General features: G+C 55.7%; 15 protein-coding genes. 6 read left to right on the forward strand and 9 right to left on the reverse strand.

All coding sequences use genetic code 11. The features are described 5' to 3' along the window. Nucleotides 1–60: 60 nt before the first annotated feature. Together ACCW71_RS06285 and ACCW71_RS06290 are read right to left on the reverse strand one after the other, a co-directional pair. Nucleotides 61–630, reverse strand: a complete 570-nt coding sequence (locus tag ACCW71_RS06285; protein ID WP_436370535.1) for a DUF4142 domain-containing protein — start codon at nucleotides 628–630, stop codon at nucleotides 61–63. A gap of 247 nt (nucleotides 631–877) precedes the next feature. Further along, nucleotides 878–1,063 carry a general stress protein gene (locus ACCW71_RS06290; RefSeq protein WP_436370253.1) on the reverse strand — a complete coding sequence of 62 codons (186 nt, stop codon included), beginning with the start codon at nucleotides 1,061–1,063 and terminating at the stop codon, nucleotides 878–880. Between the two features lie 688 nt (nucleotides 1,064–1,751). Between ACCW71_RS06290 and ACCW71_RS06295 the strand changes: the two genes are divergently transcribed. Beyond that, nucleotides 1,752–1,955, forward strand: coding sequence for a hypothetical protein (locus ACCW71_RS06295; RefSeq protein ID WP_436370254.1), 204 nt, complete (start codon nucleotides 1,752–1,754; stop codon nucleotides 1,953–1,955). A gap of 187 nt (nucleotides 1,956–2,142) precedes the next feature. Here the strand turns inward: ACCW71_RS06295 and ACCW71_RS06300 are convergent, their stop codons facing one another. The 4 genes from ACCW71_RS06300 to ACCW71_RS06315 all read right to left on the reverse strand — a co-directional run bounded on the left by ACCW71_RS06300 (nucleotide 2,143) and on the right by ACCW71_RS06315 (nucleotide 7,515). After that, complete coding sequence (locus ACCW71_RS06300; protein ID WP_436370255.1) at nucleotides 2,143–2,853, reverse strand: YoaK family protein; 711 nt, start codon at nucleotides 2,851–2,853, stop codon at nucleotides 2,143–2,145. A 711-nt stretch (nucleotides 2,854–3,564) separates the two neighbouring features. Then, nucleotides 3,565–3,936, reverse strand: coding sequence for a hypothetical protein (locus ACCW71_RS06305; protein ID WP_436370256.1), 372 nt, complete (start codon nucleotides 3,934–3,936; stop codon nucleotides 3,565–3,567). Nucleotides 3,937–4,199: 263 nt separating this feature from the next. Next, a complete protein-coding gene (locus ACCW71_RS06310) occupies nucleotides 4,200–5,744 on the reverse strand; it encodes a methyl-accepting chemotaxis protein (protein ID WP_436370257.1) in 1,545 nt (514 codons plus the stop codon). Between the two features lie 184 nt (nucleotides 5,745–5,928). Next, nucleotides 5,929–7,515, reverse strand: a complete 1,587-nt coding sequence (locus tag ACCW71_RS06315) for a PTS transporter subunit EIIC (protein WP_436370259.1) — start codon at nucleotides 7,513–7,515, stop codon at nucleotides 5,929–5,931. 260 nt (nucleotides 7,516–7,775) lie between these two features. On the opposite strand from ACCW71_RS06315, the gene ACCW71_RS06320 reads away from it, so the two are divergent. The 5 genes from ACCW71_RS06320 to pdeR all read left to right on the forward strand — a co-directional run bounded on the left by ACCW71_RS06320 (nucleotide 7,776) and on the right by pdeR (nucleotide 16,809). Continuing rightward, nucleotides 7,776–10,079 (forward strand): FdhF/YdeP family oxidoreductase, encoded by a 2,304-nt coding sequence (locus ACCW71_RS06320; RefSeq protein ID WP_436370260.1) that lies wholly within the window; start codon nucleotides 7,776–7,778, stop codon nucleotides 10,077–10,079. A gap of 111 nt (nucleotides 10,080–10,190) precedes the next feature. Further along, a complete protein-coding gene (locus tag ACCW71_RS06325) occupies nucleotides 10,191–12,125 on the forward strand; it encodes an exoribonuclease II (protein ID WP_436370262.1) in 1,935 nt (644 codons plus the stop codon). A 186-nt stretch (nucleotides 12,126–12,311) separates the two neighbouring features. After that, complete coding sequence (locus ACCW71_RS06330; RefSeq protein WP_436370263.1) at nucleotides 12,312–14,381, forward strand: carbon starvation CstA family protein; 2,070 nt, start codon at nucleotides 12,312–12,314, stop codon at nucleotides 14,379–14,381. Then, nucleotides 14,374–14,664: a YbdD/YjiX family protein gene (locus ACCW71_RS06335; protein WP_436370265.1), complete on the forward strand. Its 291-nt coding sequence runs from the start codon at nucleotides 14,374–14,376 to the stop codon at nucleotides 14,662–14,664. The genes ACCW71_RS06330 and ACCW71_RS06335 overlap by 8 nt, the downstream gene beginning before the upstream one ends. Before the next feature lie 159 nt (nucleotides 14,665–14,823). Next, nucleotides 14,824–16,809 (forward strand): cyclic di-GMP phosphodiesterase, encoded by a 1,986-nt coding sequence (gene pdeR / locus ACCW71_RS06340; RefSeq protein ID WP_436370266.1) that lies wholly within the window; start codon nucleotides 14,824–14,826, stop codon nucleotides 16,807–16,809. A 12-nt stretch (nucleotides 16,810–16,821) separates the two neighbouring features. Here pdeR and ACCW71_RS06345 read toward each other — a convergent pair whose 3' ends face one another. The 3 genes from ACCW71_RS06345 to araD all read right to left on the reverse strand — a co-directional run bounded on the left by ACCW71_RS06345 (nucleotide 16,822) and on the right by araD (nucleotide 19,732). Beyond that, a complete protein-coding gene (locus tag ACCW71_RS06345; RefSeq protein ID WP_436370268.1) occupies nucleotides 16,822–17,688 on the reverse strand; it encodes a crotonase/enoyl-CoA hydratase family protein in 867 nt (288 codons plus the stop codon). A 144-nt stretch (nucleotides 17,689–17,832) separates the two neighbouring features. After that, nucleotides 17,833–18,816 (reverse strand): 2-keto-3-deoxygluconate transporter, encoded by a 984-nt coding sequence (gene kdgT / locus ACCW71_RS06350; protein WP_436370269.1) that lies wholly within the window; start codon nucleotides 18,814–18,816, stop codon nucleotides 17,833–17,835. 217 nt (nucleotides 18,817–19,033) lie between these two features. Beyond that, nucleotides 19,034–19,732, reverse strand: a complete 699-nt coding sequence (gene araD / locus ACCW71_RS06355) for an L-ribulose-5-phosphate 4-epimerase (protein ID WP_436370270.1) — start codon at nucleotides 19,730–19,732, stop codon at nucleotides 19,034–19,036. Nucleotides 19,733–19,983: the final 251 nt, after the last annotated feature.

Consider the following 19,983-nt stretch of genomic DNA (forward strand, 5'->3'; position numbering starts at 1 on the left):
GGCCAACGCGAAGCCCGCGACATGCGTCTGAAGCCAGAGAGCGATAACCGGCAAGTCCGGTTACATTGACATGTGCTGGGCGGATTTCAGATGCTGTTCAACCACCGGGGTATGGGCCTCTGCCAGCGCTTTCACATCGGCGTCCTTTATCTTCATCGCGTCACTCTTAAGGGTAGAGAGCACCATTTTATGATCTTTGACGCCGGCGTTTTCCATATACAGTTTGTCAAAAGCACCGCCGCTCTGTTTTTCCAGTTTATCGGCCATCGCCTTGTGTTTAGCGTCCGGCTCCGTGGGTAACGAAACCCCTTTTTGCTGAGCAACCATCTGTACTTTATTCAGGGCGCTACCATGGTCGTCGACCATTTTCTGGGCAAAAGTTTTGACTTCAGCGCTTTGTGCTTTATTTAGCGCAATTTTGGCGGCGGCAATTTCATTGATATTGGCCTGCGCCATATCTTTTAGCGCTTTTTCGTCGCCAGCGCTGAGCTTGCCCTTCACTACGGTCTCCGCTGCATTACCGCCCTGCGGGGTGCTGGTCTGAGTCTGGGCCTGAACGCTGACAGTACTGAACAGCGCGACACTGACCGATAGCGCCAGCAGTGTCTGGAAAGTTTTATTCTTTGGCATTATGCACTCCTGAATGTCATGGAAGAGATTGATGTCAGACACAAACTGCTCAGTCTCATGGGGTAATTGCACACGCGATAATTTATTCAGCGGACCGGCAATAAGAGACAACCGTTGAAGTTGGATTCGCGGCAAGAAAGTCAGAAAATAAAGTTGAAAAGAAAGGAAGCGCGAACGGTTTAAAATATCGTACAGAGCATTCCTGACTTCATCTCTTCAGCATTCATATTCATGTTTGTCTGGGGATTCACACTCTCTCTTCCTGCCCTTTCCCCCGTCGACTGACTGAGCCACCTTTCCGACCGGCATCAACGGCTCTCTCTGGGTTATTCTTGAAATTTCCACTGCTTACCTGTCCGCCCTTACGTCCCGCTTCCGCAGCACGTTGCGGATTTTCCGCAAAATTACCTGCACCACCTCGATGATTAGCCATGTTTTTTTTCCTCACTTACCCTTTCTGAACATCACTGAGTTATTAAGCGTGGTACCATTCGCGGGTTATCACAAATATAAACAAGGGATTGCAGCAGGATAAAAACAATAAAAAAACCTTCCGCTTCGCTTAAAAAGGAACTTTTCTCTATTACTTGCAACGGCTTCAGAATAATATCTGTACGAAATATTAAATTACTGTACAGCTTTACTGGTTTCTTTTTAAGAAAATTCCTGGTTTGCTTATTTGCAGCTGTGAACCTTTTATCGGGGGTAATCGGGTTAAACGCCGACCAGACCACGGGGAAGTATTCTTTCCGTAACCCCTGACATTCAGCAGCGGCATGTCAAAGATAAAAACTTATTCTGCGGGTTACTCTGTACCTGGTGTCAGCCTGAACCTCCGCAACGATGTTTAATTAAATCTCTCTCAGGGTGTTGATAAAACACCGACCTCAGATAACAGATCAGATAGTGGAGAATATCGACCAGAAAGAATTTGCCGGGCCAACAGAAAGACCAATGCAGGCCCTGCAAACGCACCCTTGATTGCTCTGTGGAGATGGCCTGTCGAAATGAATCAATTTAATCAACTGAGAAGGTATTTTCAGGATGGTCTAATATTCTCTAAGTAAGTGTCAGCAGAAAATCCTGAAATAATCACGCAGGTATCAGAATGAGGACGGAAAATGAAAATCAGTGTAATTTTTGAAGACACTGGCGTTGAAGAGGAACATGACTTTGAGACTAAACCTCGCGCCGGAGATTTGGTGACGTTAACGCGCGATGGAAAAGGTGAAGATTATATCGTTATTATTGAACCTGATCCTGACCACACTCATGATGATGGGCGTGATGGGCATCCCACCAAGGCCAGGGTCCGGCCAGCCTGATGCGACTCAACTAATCGCCCCGCGCGGCGATTTCTGGCTGCCCCACCCGCTTTGTTTCACAGGCGGATTTCAGGAGGTGAAAGGAATTGTTGCTAATCCTTCACTTCAGTGGCCGATCCGCCCGGCAGGTCTGGCGCGTTTAACGCCCGCGCTCATTTGCTCCGGCTGCGTCGTCGCTGATGCGGGCTTAATGCCGCTTGCTCACTATCGCGTTCAGCGCCAGGCAGATTAAGCCAAACCCCACCGGCAGCAGGAAACTATAGCCCAGCAGTTTATAGAGCCAGATGCCAGCTACCCCACCCGCCAGGAAGGATACCAGCGTCAGGCTGTGAAGCCGCAACCGCTCCAGATAAAGCGGAGCATCCTTCGGCGATGTTTTGCGCCACAGCACTTCATACAACATCGCCAGTTCAATGCCAATATCGGTGGCGGTGCCGGAGATGTGGGTGGTACGGACTCTGGCGTTGGAGAGACGGGTGACAACCGCATTCTGCAAACCCATCAAAAAGCTCAGGCTCATGACCAGCGCCACGCCAGGTGAGAGCGGCGGAAAGTGGTTTTCAATCACGCCGAGCACAATCAGGGCGCTGCCCTCCGCCAGAATGATGAACGCATAGACCGTGCGACTGTTTCTGCGACGTCCTGAGTTGATCATCAGCGTTGAGAAGGTTGAGCCCGCGATAAACAGGCTGACAATCGACAGAAAAAATAGCCCGCCACTCAGATTGGCTTTCGCCAGGTGATCGGAAAGGGATGAGACATTCCCGGTCATGTTGGCCGAGAAAAACCCTACGATTTCAAACGCTGCGGTATTCAGTGCGCCCGCCGCCGCCGCCAGGGTACAGGCCAGCCGGGTATCGGCGCTATTGGTGCGGGCACTCTCTGTGCTGATTAGCATTGCTGCCACTTCTTCTGTCAAAAGCCCTAGAATCCGCTGATTATACCCCCGCGACAAGGTGCTGAAGCAAGCCGTCGGCTCACCGTGCTTTTCTTTTTTTTCTTCTGACGCCCCATATCGTTAATGAAACTTATCGCCCTATAAAATACCTCTCCAGCCTTCTTGCAGGAAAATAAAATCTGATGATATCTCCATCTGCGAAAAATAAAATTCACCAGATGGTTACCAACCTTTATCAATATTTAATCTGGCTAAACGCGCAGACTCCTCTGCAAGCTCATGTATCCGGCAATCTGATATGCTCCAATAAGGCTTAGCTCAATGAAATTGATCAGGAAAAATCATTTAAATCATCAAATTAAAACTTACAGATGTGTATAACATCCAAACTTCGCATCAAATGAAAGTTGTGATTTATGTCAATCCAGTCATTAGTTCAAAGTCTTGCGCGAGAGCAGGAAAAACTACTGACCATTGGATAGGGTGTCAAGGAAAGCTGCAAGCGATAGAGGATATGACTATGCGTCTTACGCCATATTGATAAATGAGGTAAACGCAGCCTGTTTCAGTGACGGCGAGTAAAAAATCATTTCAGATTCGGTCTATTCCCTGTCCTACTTTCTGCTGATTATTTCGTCCCAAATAACGGCCATAACTTTTTTCAGTTATTGATCAATGCAAAAAACCGCCCGAAGGCGGCGTTTCAGCTTACTAATAGTTAAGCCCTGCCAGTCTGCTACGGAGTCGCCTGATTTCATCCTGAGATGATAAGCTTTCAGTCGCCTTTGCCTGGGGGTCAACCCGTTTATAACGAGAATTTGCGTAACTGACCATCGCCTGAAGACTGATGAGGACATTCTCAATGCCCATCACACCTTCTTGCTCGGCATGTACCCGGATATACCTGCGCTTCACAATGGCAGGACTGAACAGCGAGAAGATGGCTGGCTTGTAAGCTGAAATATAATCACTAAATAGGTTTTCCCAACGCGCATCAACTTCCTTATCAAGCTCAAAATAAAACACACCCGATCTACGACTGTTAGCACATAAATTGTGAGCCATTCCCTTAATCTTTGGCATTGAAAAATTCATGCAACCCTCGCTCGCCTGTAACTAGTTCCATAAGAAGGGCTACAAGAATAGTCTCAATTATTTACTGTTTTCCAGTTTTTTTTCACTTTTCTGCGCCCCTCAGAAAAGACCCTTCATGTTAACAAGATGTTTTTCATCAATAACCGCTGTCAGGGCACTGGCCAGCCGGTCATCGGCGCGACTTGTGTCAACATTAGCTGTGCTGATTCATTATGCCCGCCCTGAAAACCACTCAGGGCGGGAGACTTTCACTAGCTGCTGGCCAGTCGGAAGGTTGAGACCGAATGCGTCAGGTACTGCACCTGCTCCTCCAGCGAGGCGGAGGCCGCCGCAGACTCCTGCACCAGCGCCGAGTTCTGCTGGGTGACGCTGTCCATCTCGGTTACCGCCTGTTCAATCTGACCAATGCCGCGACTCTGCTCATCAGAAGCGGTTGAGATATGCTCCATCAGCTGATTGACGCGACTCACCGACGAAATTATCGCGTTCATCGCCTCACCGGTGCGGCTGACCTGACCGGAACCGGCCTGGATAATCGCCACCGACTCCGCAATCAATCCCTCAATCTCTTTGGCCGCGACCGCACTGCGCTGTGCCAGATTACGCACTTCGCCCGCCACCACCGCAAAACCGCGGCCCTGCTCGCCCGCTCTGGCCGCTTCCACCGCCGCGTTCAGTGCCAGAATATTGGTCTGGAAGGCGATGCTGTCGATGACCGTGGTGATCTCCTCAATCTTCTTCGAGCTGGCATTAATCAGCCCCATGGAAACCACCACCTCCTGAGAAACCTTCTCTCCCGTTTCGGCGTTTTTCACCGCTTCGCTGGTCAGACGGCAGGCTTCAAACACATTTTCGGTGTTCTGTTTTACCGTCGCCCCCAGCTGCTCCATGCTGGCCGCGGTCTCGGTCAGCGCCGCCGCCTGCTGCTCGGTACGCGAGGCGAGATCGATATTGCCCGCCGCAATCTCCTGTGAGGCGGTGGAGACCGAGCGGGTTGAGTCACGCACCTGAAGGATGATGCTGGTCAGCGCGCTACGCATCTGCTCCAGCGAGCCCATCAGCAGCTGGATTTCACTGCGCGAGCCAGCTTTAACCGGCACCGTGCTGTCCAGCACGCCCGCCGCGATCAGCTTGCAGTGCTCCTGCGCATGATTCAGCGGTGAAAGCACATAGCGCTTCATAAAGAGATAGATGGCCACAATGATGGCGAAGAACAGCACCCCGAACAGCACCAGCAGCGTAAGCCCCGACGTGAAGTGGCGCTGAGCATCGCTGTTAAGCGATTTGGCATAGGCTTCATGTTGCGCCAGCACCCGATCCAGAATGATTTCATACTGACGGTCAAGGCGGACGACGGTGGCAATCTGGTTTTTGAAACGCACCTGATCGTGAGCCTCTGCCGCCTCAATCAGCGGCTGCAACCCCTGCTGACGATAGGCCAGGTAAGCCTGACGGTAGGCGTCTGCCTCTGCCTCTTCGCCCGGCAGACGCGGTGCATTCAGGTAAGCCTGGAAAGCGGCATCCGCTTTACCGGCCACGGTGCGCACGCCATCCAGCGTGGCGGGGTTCGTGGCATCACTGCCTTCGATCGCTTTCATATACTCCATCAGCCTGACACGCAGGGTGCGGCTGTGGTTGATCGGGTCAATCACCGACAGCACCACCCTGATCTCTTTGTTAACCGCATTCAGGGAGTGATTGCTCTGGATAAGCAGCCAGGTACTGATGGCCACGCTGGTGAGGAACAGCGCCAGCAGAAAGGAGAAAATAATCAGCGAAGATTTTTTTAACGACATAACAACGTTCCGAAAAGTTAATGGATTGTTAGCTATATCGGCTAAAAATTTGCGCCCATTAGGGTCAGGCTTTTTTTAGTTACATTAAGCGAGACGGCAAGCCTCTGAAACGACAGGGTTAACAGGGTATTACCGCCAGGCGGGCGCAGCCTGTTAAGGCGTTAACCCGACGGCTCGCGGGCTCTCAGGCGACGCCCAGCGCCATTTTCACTTCATTGGCGATTTTCTCCACCTGCGGGCCATAGATCACCTGAATATCGTGCTCGCTGACGCGATTGACGCCATTGGCACCGGTGCTCATCAGCGTCTGATCCACCACCTGGTTCATCTCCTTCACCCGCACGCGCAGCCGGGTAAAGCAGCAATCGACATCCTCGATATTGGCCTGCCCGCCCAGCCCGCTGATGATCACCTGGGTGCGTTCATCCGCCGCGACCTGCTGCGGTTTCTCCTCCTCAGATTCCCGGCCCGGCGTCTCAACGTTCATCCGGGTAATCACCAGCCGGAAGGCGTAGTAGTAAATCGGCGCGTAGATCACCCCCAGCGCCAGCGTCCACCACCAGTGGGTTTTCGCGCCGCCCAGCATGCCGAACACCACCAGATCGATCACCCCGCCCTGCACGTTGCCGATCATCAGGTGCAGCATCGACATCAGCATAAAGGAGAGACCGGTAAGGAAAGCATGCAGCAGATAGAGCACCGGTGAGACGAAGATAAAACAGAACTCCAGCGGTTCAGTGATGCCGGTGGTAAAAGAGGTGAGCGCTCCAGCCAGTACCAGCGCTTTAACCCGCTGCTTATGCTCGGGGCGCGCGGTGTGGTAGATCGCCAGTGCCGCCGCCGGCAGGCCAAACATCATCACCGGAATTTTACCCTGCGCCAGAAACTGGGTGGCGGTGCGCAGCGTCTCGTCGGGGATCGATCCCGGATGGGTCAGCGAGGTGTTGAAAATATTCAGCGCGCCGACGATGGTCTGGCCATCGACCACCGCCATGCCGCCAATCGGCGTGAAGCGCACGGTTTCGTTAAGGATATGGTGCAGACCGGTCGGGATCAGGATGCGTTCAAAAGTCCCGAGCAGGAAAGCTCCATACTGACCGCTCTTTCCGATCATGTCGCCAATCCAGGCGATGCCCGCGCCAATCGTCGGCCAGATCAGCGCCAGCGCGATCCCCACCAGCGGCAGGCAGACCACGGTGACAATCGGCACAAAACGCCGTCCGCCAAAAAAGCTGATCGCCGTTGGCAGTTGCTGAGTGTAAAAGCGATTGTGCAGCACCACCGTGATCAGCCCGGCGATGACGCCGCCCAGCACGCTCATGTTATAGGTGAAGATGCCCAGCATGTTGATATATTCCGCCGAGGTCATCATCGCGCTGGTCTGATCAAGCCCCGCCTGTTGCAGGGCGGCGGGCGTGGTGGTGACGGCGGTAATCCCTTTGGCGGCCAGCGTGGCGCTGATGCCGACATTCATCACGATATAGCCGATGACCGCGGCAAAGGCGGCGGTAGGCTTTTCCGCTTTGGCCAGTCCGATGGCGCTGGCGGCGGCGAAGAACAGCGGCAGGTTGGCGAACAGCGCGCCCGCGACCTTGCGGATAAAACCGATGATCAACTGAGGCAGCTGCATCTGGACAAACGCCTCGCCGGTTACCGCCGGGTTCTGCATCGCCGCCGCCAGTCCGAGAAAGATCCCGGCGGCGGCAATCACGGAGATTGGCATCATCAGCGCTTTGCCAAACGCATGGATCTGGCTGGTCAGCTGTTTCATGGTGTTGCGCCCTTTGAGTAGTGAACAGCAAGTATTAGCCCGTTATGACGAGAACTCCCGTTATCAGCAGGTTAAAGGCGGGTAAAATTTGAACAGCATCACATTTCTGGCCGATGTGCGATAAACCGCAGCTATCGCACCATTAAGTCAATCAATTAGACAAGGTCTGGTGTTAACTGCACACTTCGCTTCACCATCAGGCTATAACCTGATAACAAACAATCTACAATAATGCCTACTATAAAAAGCCTGCACTCAATATGAAATTTAAACGCCAAATTAAACCCTACCGCGCGGCTGCGGGCGGCTGGGGCTCACTGGAAGCCACCACTCGTTTCGTTCTTGACAGCAAAGCGGCCCTGAAAAATATGCGCAACCTGATGCGCATGAATAAAGCGCGCGGTTTTGACTGTCCCGGTTGCGCCTGGGGTGATGACAATAAAAGTACCTTCAGCTTCTGCGAAAACGGGGCCAAAGCGGTCACCTGGGAAGCGACGCGCCGGATGGTCGATACAGACTTTTTCGCTAAACACAGCGTAACCACCCTTTATACCCAGAGTGATTACTTCCTGGAATACCAGGGGCGTCTGACCCACCCGCTGCGCTATAACGCCGCCACCGATCACTATGAACCGATCAGCTGGGACGATGCGTTTGCGCTGATCGCGCAGCACATCAAGGCGATGGATCACCCCGATCAGATGGAGCTTTACACCTCCGGTCGCGCCAGCAATGAAGCCTCCTGGCTCTATCAGCTGTTTGGTCGCTTGATGGGCACCAATAACTTCCCTGACTGCTCCAACATGTGTCATGAAGCGAGCGGCACCGGGCTGAAGCGCAGTATCGGCGTCGGTAAAGGCACCATCCGGCTGGATGATTTTGACCATGCCGACGCGATTTTTGTCTTTGGTCAGAACCCTGGCACCAACCACCCGCGTATGCTGCACAGCCTGCGCCACGCCGCCGATCACGGCGCGAAAATCGTCACTTTCAACACCCTGCGTGAACGCGGTCTGGAGCGCTTCGCCGATCCACAAAAACCGCTGGAAGTAGTGACTTCGAAAGCCGGCAACATCAGCTCCTCCTACTACCAGCCTAATCTCGGCGGGGATATGGCGGCGGTGCGTGGCATGGTGAAATCGCTGCTGGAGACCCATCGCGCGCGGCTGGCGGCGGGAGAAAGCGGCCTGTTTGATCAGACCTTTATCAATGCCAAAACCAATGGCATTGAGGCCTATATTGAGGCGGTGGATAACACCGACTGGATGCAGATTGTGGCGCAGTCGGGCCTGACCCAGGCACAAATCCGGGAAGCGGCCGCGATCTACCAGAGCGCCGATCGGGTGATCTGCACCTGGGCGATGGGGATCACCCAGCACAAGCACTCGGTCGATACGGTGCGGGAGATCACCAACCTGCAACTGCTGTTTGGTCAGCTGGGTAAAAAAGGCGCGGGACTCTGCCCGGTGCGCGGTCACAGTAACGTGCAGGGCAACCGCACCATGGGGATTGATGAGAAGCCGGCGAAGCCTTTCCTCGATGCGCTGGGCAAGCATTTCGATTTCGAGCCACCGCGTGCGCCGGGCCACAACACCGTTGAAGCACTGAACGCCATGCTGCGCGATGAAGTGAAAGTGCTGATCGCGCTGGGGGGTAACCTGGCGGCGGCCGCGCCTGACTCACCGCGCACCGAAGAGGCGCTGTCGCGCTGTGGTCTGACGGTGCACATCAGCACTAAACTCAACCGCAGCCACCTGGTGCCTGGCCATGAAGGGCTGATTCTGCCGACCCTGGGCCGCACCGAGCGCGATCTTCAGGCAACCGGCAACCAGTTCATCACCGTGGAAGACTCCTTCAGCATGGTGCACGCCTCCGAGGGGATCGGCATTCCGCTGGCAGAGACGCAGCGCTCTGAAACCGCGATTGTCGCCGGCATCGCCGATGCGGTGCTGGGCGATGAGAAGGTGAAATGGCGCGAGCTGGCGGCTGATTACAACCTGATCCGTGACCATATTGCCGCCACCATTCCGGGCTTCGCTGACTTCAATGCGAAATGCGATATTCCGGGTGGTTTCTATCTGGGTAACGCCGCCGCTGAGCTGCGCTTTAACACGCCGAGCCAGAAAGCGGAGTTCAGCGCCGCCGCGCTGCCGACCACGCTGTTCCCGAATCTTGATCAGGATGTGCCCTTTACCTTGCAGACCCTGCGTTCACACGATCAGTACAACACCACGATTTACGGCCTTGATGACCGTTATCGCGGCGTGTTTGGTCAGCGTGAAGTGGTGTTCATCAACCCGGATGATATGGCGGCGCTGGGCTTTACCGAAGGCCAGAACGTCGACATCGAAACGCTGTGGAACGATGGCATAACCCGTCGCGTCAGCGGCTTTAAGCTGGTGCCCTACAATATTCCCCGCGGCAATCTGGCGGCTTACTACCCGGAAACCAATCCGCTGGTGCCGTTAAACAGCTTCGGTGATGGCAGCGGGACACCGACTTCAAAATCGGTGCCGGTGAAGCTGGAGCTGTCGTCAGCGCTGGCCGATCAACGCATCGCCTGATCGCGCGTCACCCTCCCCTAAAAAGCCGGTTCGTCCGGCTTTTTGCCTTGCCGCGCGGCGTCGATTCGCGTAAAACTGTCAGCCGCAATCAGGCCACGAAACGTAAAAATTATGTTCCAGGATAACCCGCTGCTCGCGCAGCTGAAAGAGAAGCTCCATTCACAAACGCCTCGTGCTGAAGGCGTTGTCAAAGGCACCGAAAAAGGCTTCGGCTTTCTGGAAGTCGATGCGCAAAAAAGCTACTTCATTTCGCCCCCCCAGATGAAGAAAGTGATGCATGGCGATCGTATCGTCGCCGTCATCCATAGCGAAAAAGATCGTGAAAGCGCTGAGCCGGAAACCCTGGTTGAGCCCTTCCTGAGCCGCTTTGTTGGCCGGGTGCAGAAGAAAGACGATCGTCTGTCGATTGTGCCGGATCATCCGCTGCTGAAAGAGGCGATCCCGTGCCGTCCGGTGCGCGGTCTGAGCCATGAGTTTGAGCATGGCGACTGGGCGGTCGCGGAGATGCGTCGCCATCCGCTGAAAGGCGATCGCGGCTTTTATGCCGAACTGACCGATTTTATAGTGAAAGCTGACGATCACCTCGCTCCCTGGTGGGTGACGCTGTCGCGCCATAACCTTGAGCGTGAAGCGCCTGATGTCAGCTTTGGCGAGATGCTGGATGAAAACCTGGCGCGTGAAGATTTGACCGCGCTCGATTTTGTCACCATCGACAGTGCCAGCACCGAAGATATGGATGACGCGCTCTATATTGAAGAGCAGGATGATGGCGCGCTGCGTCTGACCATCGCTATCGCCGATCCTACCGCTTACGTGGCGGAAGGCAGCGAGCTGGATAAGCTGGCGGCGCAACGGGCGTTTACCAACTATCTGCCGGGCTTTAACATTCCGATGCTGCCGCGTCAGCTCTCTGACGATGTCTGTTCGCTGCGTCCGAATGTGCGCCGCCCGGCACTCGCCTGCCGCGTGACCGTGGCGGCAGACGGCACCCCGTCTGATGACGTGCAGTTCTTTGCCGCCTGGATCGAGTCGAAAGCGAAACTGGCTTATGACGACGTCTCTGACTGGCTGGAAAACAGCGGCACATGGCAGCCGCAGAGCGAAGCGATTGCCGGTCAAATCCGTCTGCTGCATCGCCTCTGCCTGGCGCGCAGCGAGTGGCGTCAGACCCATGCGCTGGTGTTTAAAGATCGTCCCGACTACCGCTTCCTGCTGGGTGAAAAAGGTGAAGTGCTGGAGATCGTGGCGGAACCGCGTCGTATCGCGAACCGCATCGTGGAAGAGTCGATGATCCTGGCTAACATCTGTGCGGCGAAAGTGCTGCGCGATCGCCTCGGCTTTGGTATCTACAACGTGCATGCCGGTTTCGATGCCACCAACGCGGAACAGGCGGTCGCGGTCCTGGCGAATCACGGTATCACCGCTGACGCCCAGGCGATCACCACCCTGGAGGGATTCCGGGTGCTGCGTCGTGAACTCGATGCGCAGCCGACCCAGTTCCTTGATAGCCGCATCCGCCGTTTCCAGACCTTCGCTGAGATCAGCACCGAGCCCGGCCCGCACTTTGGCCTCGGTCTGGAGGCGTACGCCACCTGGACCTCACCGATTCGTAAGTTTGGCGACATGATCAACCATCGTCTGCTGAAGGCGATCATTCGCGGCGAGCAGATTGACCGTCCTGACAGTGCGCTGACGGTGACCATGAGTGAGCGTCGTCGCCTGAACCGCATGGCGGAGCGTGACGTCGGTGACTGGCTTTACGCCCGTTATCTGGCCCCGTTTGCCGCCACCGATCGTCGCTTCAGCGCCGAGATCATCGATGTCTCACGCGGCGGTATGCGTGTCCGCCTGCTGGAGTCTGGCGCGGTCGCCTTTATTCCGGCACCGTTCATTCACGCGGTGCGTGATGAGCTGGTGTGCAGCCAGGAAAATGGCAGCGTGCAGATCAAAGGTGAAGTAGTTTATCGGGTGACGGACGTGATTGATGTCACTATCGCTGAGGTGCGGATGGAAACGCGCAGCGTGGTGGCGCGTCCCGCCGTCTGAGCCTGACACCCGGCGGGATAACTCCGGTTATCCCGCCGGTTCCCGCCCCGCTGATGCGGCAAAAAAGTTAAATTTGCACCCCGCTTCACACTTCTCCACTGATTAACTTTCACTTACATTCCATTACATTAACTTTAACTCGTTGTTTTCGATCGCTTTCCTCTCGGTCCCTACAAGGAGTTAGTCATGAAGAACGTCAAAACCAGCGCAATCTGGTTAGTAGTGGCGTTAATCGGCGCGGGCGCTTTCGCCATGCTGGCCCTCAGCCGCGGCGAGCACGTTAACGCCGTCTGGCTGGTGATCGCCGCTGTCGCCTGCTACAGCATCGCTTATCGTTTTTACAGCCTGTTTATCGCCCGCAATATCTTTGAACTTGACGATCGCCGGATGACGCCCGCTGAGCGGCTGAGTGACGGGCTCGATTATGTCCCGACCAACAAATGGGTGCTGTTTGGCCACCACTTTGCCGCTATCGCCGGGGCGGGTCCGCTGGTCGGGCCGATTCTGGCGGCGCAGATGGGCTTTCTGCCCGGCACCATCTGGATTCTGGTCGGCGTGATGCTGGCGGGTGCGGTACAGGATTTCCTGATCCTGTTTATCTCGACCCGCCGCGATGGCCGTTCGCTGGGTGAAATGGCCCGACAGGAGCTGGGCGCGTTTGCCGGTGTGGTGACCATGCTGGGGGCGCTGGGGGTGATGATCATCATTCTCTCCGCGCTGGCGTTAGTGGTGGTTAAAGCGCTGGCCAATAGTCCGTGGGGGCTGTTTACCATCGCCGCCACTATTCCGATTGCGCTGTTTATGGGCATCTATATGCGCTATATCCGGCCCGGTAAGATCGCAGAAGTTTCGCTGATCGGCTTTGTGCTGATGATGGCGGCGATCATCTATGGCGGTGACGTGGCGCAGCATCCCTACTGGGGCCCCTTCTTCACCCTGAAAGGCACCTCGCTGACCTGGGTGCTGGTGATCTATGGCTTTATCGCCTCGGTGCTGCCGGTCTGGCTGCTGCTGGCCCCGCGTGACTACCTCTCCACCTTTCTTAAAATCGGCGTCATCGTCGGTCTGGCGGTGGGCATCGTCTTCGCCATGCCGGAAATGAAGATGCCTGCGGTGACTAAATTTATCGACGGCACCGGTCCGGTCTTCGCCGGGGCGATGTTCCCGTTCCTGTTTATCACCATCGCCTGTGGCGCGATTTCCGGCTTTCATGCGCTGGTTTCCAGCGGCACTACCCCCAAACTAGTCGAGCGCGAAAGTCATATCCGCTTTATTGGCTATGGCGCGATGCTGATGGAGTCGTTTGTGGCGATCATGGCGCTGATTTGTGCCTCGGTGCTCGATCCGGGCGTCTACTTTGCCATGAACTCCCCGGCGGCGCTGATCGGCACCACCGTAGAGAGCGCTTCCCAGGCGATTAACGGCTGGGGCTTTGTGGTGACGCCTGAAATGCTGAGCGGCATCGCCCGCGACGTAGGTGAAGGCTCGATTCTGTCCCGCGCTGGCGGTGCACCGACTTTTGCGGTGGGTATGGCCCACATCATCAGCGACATCTTTAACAGCCGGGCGATGATGGCCTTCTGGTATCACTTCGCCATTCTGTTTGAAGCGCTGTTCATCCTGACGGCGGTGGACGCCGGGACCCGCGCCTGCCGCTTTATGGTGCAGGATCTGGTCGGCACGGTTGTGCCCTCAATGGCCAACAACCGCTCGTGGCTGGGTAACATGGCGGGAACTACCGTCGCGGTCGCGGGCTGGGGATTCTTTGTCTATCAGGGCGTGGTCGATCCGCTCGGCGGGATCAATACCCTGTGGCCGCTGTTTGGTATCGGCAACCAGATGCTGGCGTCGATGGCGTTAATCCTCGGTACCGTGGTGCTGTTTAAGATGAAAAAACAGCGCTACGCCTGGGTGACGATTCTGCCTACCATCTGGCTGTTTATCACCTCAATGACCGCGGGCTGGCAGAAGATTTTCCATGAGAAACCCGCCATCGGTTTCCTGGCGCAGGCCAACAAGTTCCGCAAAGGGCTGGATGAAGGGGTGATCATCGCTCCGGCCAAAAGCGTGGCGGATATGCAGACCATCGTGTTCAGTAATCAAATCAACGCGGCACTGTGCGGCTTCTTTATGCTGGTGGCGGTGACGATGCTGATTGCCGCGTTCTTCGTCATTCGCCGCGCGCTGCGCAGCACGGTTCCGACCACCCATGAATCGACGGTAGCGCTGCGTAACAAGGAGGTGCGTCATGTCTGACGCCATTCATCAGGTCCAGCGTCCGCAGGGGCCGTGGTCGATCCTGCGCTGCCACCTTGTGCAGGCCCCGGTCGATCACACCTTCAGCTGGCGCGGGTTGTGGCGCGGTCTGCAACAGTGTTTTCGCTTAATGGTCGGGGTGCAGGATTATCAAAAATATTTACAGCATATGCGGCTGCACCATCCTGACCAGCCGCCGATGAATGAGCGTGATTTCCATCGCTACTGTCTGGATGCCCGCTTCCCCAGTCAGGCGGGAAAACTGGGCAAATGTCCCTGCTGACCGCCGCCTGACGCCCCGCTTCGGCTGGGCTTTTTTGTGCCATTCTTATCTGGATGGGAAAATATATTTGGTTTGCACCTTGTGCTGGCGTCAGATGATGAATACTGTTGCTAAAATAATGAGATAACGCCTGCAGAGCACTTCCCGGAGGAAGTTTCCATGACCGATGAACAAGGGCAAACGTTGTTGTATACCTTGTTTGGTACAACCAGCCCTCATTGGCGTCTGACCGCGGACAGCGATGCGCTGCATTTTGCCGAAGATGAGTCGTCCCAGACCAATATTGCCCTTCCGCTTACCCCAGGTCAGGCAGCCATGATCAGGGCGATGCCGGTCATCACCTCAAGCATTAATCTGACCCTGCCTTTGCAGGGCGTCCCTGTGCCGATGCATTTTGTTGGCCGTAAAGTGAATCAGATCTCCTGGGCTGGCACCGCCTCCGCCTGGGGCGACACTTCAGCCGTAGCCCGTGACCTGACCCTCGGCCTTTCATTCGCCGAACAGGTGGTTTCCGAAGCCAATTCGGTGATCGTGATCCTCGACCAGCGCGGCAATATTCAGCGTTTTAACCGCCTGAGTGAAGAATACACCGGCCTGAATGAGCATGAGGTGATCGGCCGGAACGTCTTTCAGCTGTTTATGACGAAGCAGGAAGCCTCCCAGTCGCGGCGTAACATCGCCGGCTTTTTCCGTGACGGCAACTCCTATGAAGTGGAGCGCTGGGTCAAAACCAAAAAAGGTCAGCGACTCTTTCTGTTTCGTAATAAGTTCGTTCACAGCGGCAGCGGGAAAAATGAAATTTTCCTCATCTGTTCAGGCACGGACATAACCGAGGAGCGCCGCGCCCAGGAACGTCTGCGCGTGCTGGCTAACACCGATACGGTGACCGGTTTGCCCAACCGCAACGCCATTCATCAACAGATCAGCCTGGCCCTTGAGCAGGCGGCGGGCAGTCAGACCGGTGTGGTCTATCTCGATCTCGACAATTTTAAAAAAGTGAACGACGCCTACGGCCATATGTTTGGCGATCAGCTGTTACAGGCGGTGTCGCTGGCGATCCTCAGTTGCCTCGGTAAAGACCAGACGCTGGGTCGGCTGGGCGGCGATGAATTTGTGGTGCTGGCGGAGCAGACCAGCCAGGCGGCGCTGGAGGCGATGTCCTCACGCATTCTGGAACGTCTGCGCCAGCCATTCCGCATCGGGCTGATCGAAGTCTACAGCGGCTGCTCGATCGGGATTGCCCTCGCCCCACTGCACGGTGAGGATCGGGAGAGCCTGATCCGCAACGCCGACACGGCGATGTACCACGCCAAAGAGAATGGCCGTGGCAAGTTCTGCGTCTTTGCCGCCGAAATGAACCAGCGGGTGTTTGAATATCTCTGGCTCGATACCAACCTGCGTAAGGCGCTGGAACTGGACCACCTGACCGTGCACTATCAGCCCAAAGTCGACAAAGATGGCGAGGTACGCAGTGCCGAGGCGCTGGTGCGCTGGAATTCGCCGGAGCGCGGGCTGGTCTCTCCCGGCGACTTTATTCCCTACGCCGAAGAGTCGGGTTTGATCGTGCCGCTGGGGCGCTGGGTGATGCTCAACGTGCTGAAGCAGATTATCGCCTGGCGGCAGCAGGGAATCTTCTTGCGGGTCGCCGTTAACGTGTCGGCGCGTCAGCTGATCGATCAAAGCATCTACAGCGATTTGAAACAGGCGCTGGCCGAAGCCGCGCTGACTGACTGCCCGATCGACATCGAGCTGACCGAAAGCTGTCTGATTGAGAATGAAACCGAAGCGCTGAAGCTGATGAAGCAGTTTCAGGAGCTGGGTGCGCAGGTCCATCTGGATGACTTTGGCACCGGCTACTCCTCTCTTTCTCAGCTGGCCAGGGTTCCCATCAACGCGATTAAGCTCGACCAGAGCTTTATCCGCGATATTAACAAACAGCCCGTTTCACAATCGCTGGTACGCGCTATCGTCGCCGTCGCCAAGGCGCTCGACTTGCTGGTAATTGCCGAAGGTATTGAAACCGTGGATGAGGAGAAATTTATCCTCAACAGTGGTGTGGATGGGCGTCAGGGTTATTACTACGCAAAACCAATGCCCGCGGAGCAATTTGGGCATTGGCTGGCTAAGCATCCTGCCCGCGTTTAACGCTCGTGGCTATTAACCCGCTTTACGCAGTGATGCGCTGTGGCGGTTTTGTAACTGGACCAGACGTTCCATGTAGGCAATGTCCTTGGGTTCGATGCTAAAGGCATAGTCGACCCAATCCTCGGTTATATCCATCAGTTCGGCGCGTGACAGTTGCAGTACGCGCTGACGCGCTTTCAGCATCGCCCGCACCCCGTTGAGCTTTGGCCGTAAGGTATCGATAAAGGTGCGGGTCGCGCGATAGCTGTCGCCCGGCTGGAAGACTTTGTCCACCAGACCGCGCGTTTCGTACCACTCCGCACTGTGGGATTCACCTTCACAGATCAGCTCTTCCGCCAGTTTCATGCCGGAGCGCCGCGCCACCAGTGAGTAACCGCCCATGCCGGGAAACAGGTTAAAGGCAATTTCCGGGAAGCCCATGCGCGCGTTGTTCTGCGCCAGAATGAAGTGGTGTGCCAGCGCCGCTTCGAATCCGCCGCCTAACGCGCTGCCTTCAATCATCGCCAGCGTCACCGCCCCGGTGTCAAAACCGCGTGCTGCCGAATGGATGCAGTCGACACAGGCACGGGCATAGGCCCGCAGCGCCTCACGCCGGTTGTTGCGAATGCACTCGACGAAGAAGCGCAAATCGCCCCCGGCGTTAAACATCTGCGGCACCAGCGAACCGGTGACCCAGAAGTCGATAGGCAGGCCGGAACGCTGCGCGGCATAGCTCAGGTTCATGATCTCCTCAATCAGCTCATGGTTGAAGCTGGGACGCGGCTGCGCTCGTAACATCATCCACATGGTGCGCCGCCCCTCTTCGTAATAGGCGACTAACTGCGTGGTGTTACCGACTTCGGTAAATAATCTGCAAGTGGCTTGGTTAATTACTGTCATTGTCTCATCCTCTGTTTATATTTGATGCGTTAAATACGCCACATCAGCGTAATGCAGAGTGAGGCCAGACCAAATGAGAGATTGATTTACAACACAAAATCCAGAGTGATCCCCGACTGGCGCGCCGGGGATTGATTAGGTGGGTTACTTAATAGCGGCACGCTGTCCGACCGCAACATGCAGTCGCTTAACACGTTTCGAATAGATCGCAGTAATAATCGGCACCAGCACCGAGGTGACAATTACCGAGGTAGCCACCAGCGCCGTGGCGGCCGGTGCCATCGCTTTAAACTGCGGCACGATCTCGGCAATCAGCACCGGCGTCGCGACGGCTGCCCCCGCCGTACTGGATGCCGCCACGCCCGCCGTGCCATCACCGCCGCCAATCAGCCGGTCCGCCACGATTAACGGAATGCCGGTGATGATGATCACCGAGACGCCCAGCATAATGCCCAGCAGGCCGGTTTCAGCAATCACCCCCAGATTGATGGTATTGCCCAGCGCGAAAGCGAAGAAAGGGATCAGCGTCTGCACCGCTTTGCCGAAGAACTCCCGCAGTTCAGGATCAAGATTCCCTAATGCAAAGCCTGCGATAAACGGCAGCACCGCACCGACAAAGACCTGCGGCTCAAATGACGCTATACCGGCGGTGCCGAGAATCACCATGGTCATTAATGGCCCGGACTCCAGCGACATCAGCACAAACGCGCCCGCCTCCTCTTTAGTGCCATATTGCTGCATGATCGAGGCGTAGAGCCCGCCGTTGGTCATATCCATTGCCGCCACCAGCGCCAGCGTTGATAACCCGGCAAACATCCCCACTTCGATGCCATTTTCAGGCATCACCCGCGAGGCGATCGCCGCCACGATCCAGGCTACCGCAATTTTGGTCAGCACCAGGGTGCCCGATTTGCGCAGCACCTTGCCGGTGGCGCTGAGCTTAATTGAAGCCCCCATACAGAAAAACCACACCGCCAGAATCGGTACGGTCCCCGTCATTAAGCCGTTGGTGAAAGAGCCAAAATATTTTCCTGCGCCAGGGGAAAGCGTATGACAGAGCGCGCCGATAAACAGCGGAATGAGCATCATGCCGCCAGGGATCTTGTCGATTGCACGTTTGATATGCATTTGGATGTCACCTTTGCTATGCCAGAGGATGGAGCGGGAAGTGCCCGAAGGCGATGCAGGCAAATTAGTGACTCAGGAGAAGGAAAACAGTGATCGCCCCGATAAAATGAAACGCTGTTTTATTTTTATTAATTTTATGTTTTGTTATTTTGAGCGGGATCGCCATACCAGTATCAGATGAGAATGAAAAAACGGAACGCCGTGGCGTTCCGCTTTTTTATTTCTGCCCGTACCAGGCGTTTTCGCCATGTTTTCGCAGATAGTGCAGATCAAGCAGCGTCTGCTGAATCGGCGGCAGCTGCGGAGTCAGCTGCTGGCTGAACAGCCCCATATAGGCGACCTCCTCCAGCACCACGGCGCTATGCACCGCCGCGTGCGCGTCTTTCCCCCAGGCGAAGGGGCCGTGCGAGTTAACCAGCACCGCCGGGATCGCTGACGGGGATAACGCCCGCTGTGCAAAGGTTTCAATAATCACTTCACCGGTGTTCCACTCATACTCCTGCTGGATCTCTTCATTGCGCATCACCCGCGTACAGGGGATCTCACCATAAAAATCATCCGCATGGGTGGTGCCCCAGGCCGGGATTGGCCGTCCGGCCTGCGCCCAGATAGTGGCGTGGCGCGAATGGGTATGCACGATGCCGCCCACCTCCGGCCAGGCAAGATAGAGCGCGCGGTGCGTCGCGGTATCTGAGGAGGGCCGTTTCTCACCCTCCACCACCTCACCACTCGCCAGATCGACCACGACCATATCTTCAATCCGCATCACCTCATAGCGGACGCCGGAGGGTTTAATCACCAGTAATCCGCGTTCACGGTCCACTGCGCTGACGTTGCCCCAGGTGAACGTTACCAGGTTATATTTGGGTAAATCCAGGTTTGCTTCCAGAACCTGCTGTTTCAGGTGTTGCAGCATGCCTTTTCTCCGGCTGACCATCGTTGTTAAATTCTGCGGAGTTCAGCGGCAAAGAGTTATGGAGCAAATGGCTATAAACGCAGATGGAATGGCTGTGAATGCAAAAATGTGGCGTGATTTCAGAATTATCTATCTTTGGATTGGACGCAGAACATTTAAAATCCTCTCAGGCAATGCGTGGACCTGTTTGTTCTGCATTGTGACTCACCCGCTACAAACGGTTTGTCCATGGTGATCACATTTCGATGGCG

It is taken from the genome of Pantoea sp. C2G6 (genome assembly GCF_051336815.1).
Taxonomy (GTDB): domain Bacteria; phylum Pseudomonadota; class Gammaproteobacteria; order Enterobacterales; family Enterobacteriaceae; genus Pantoea.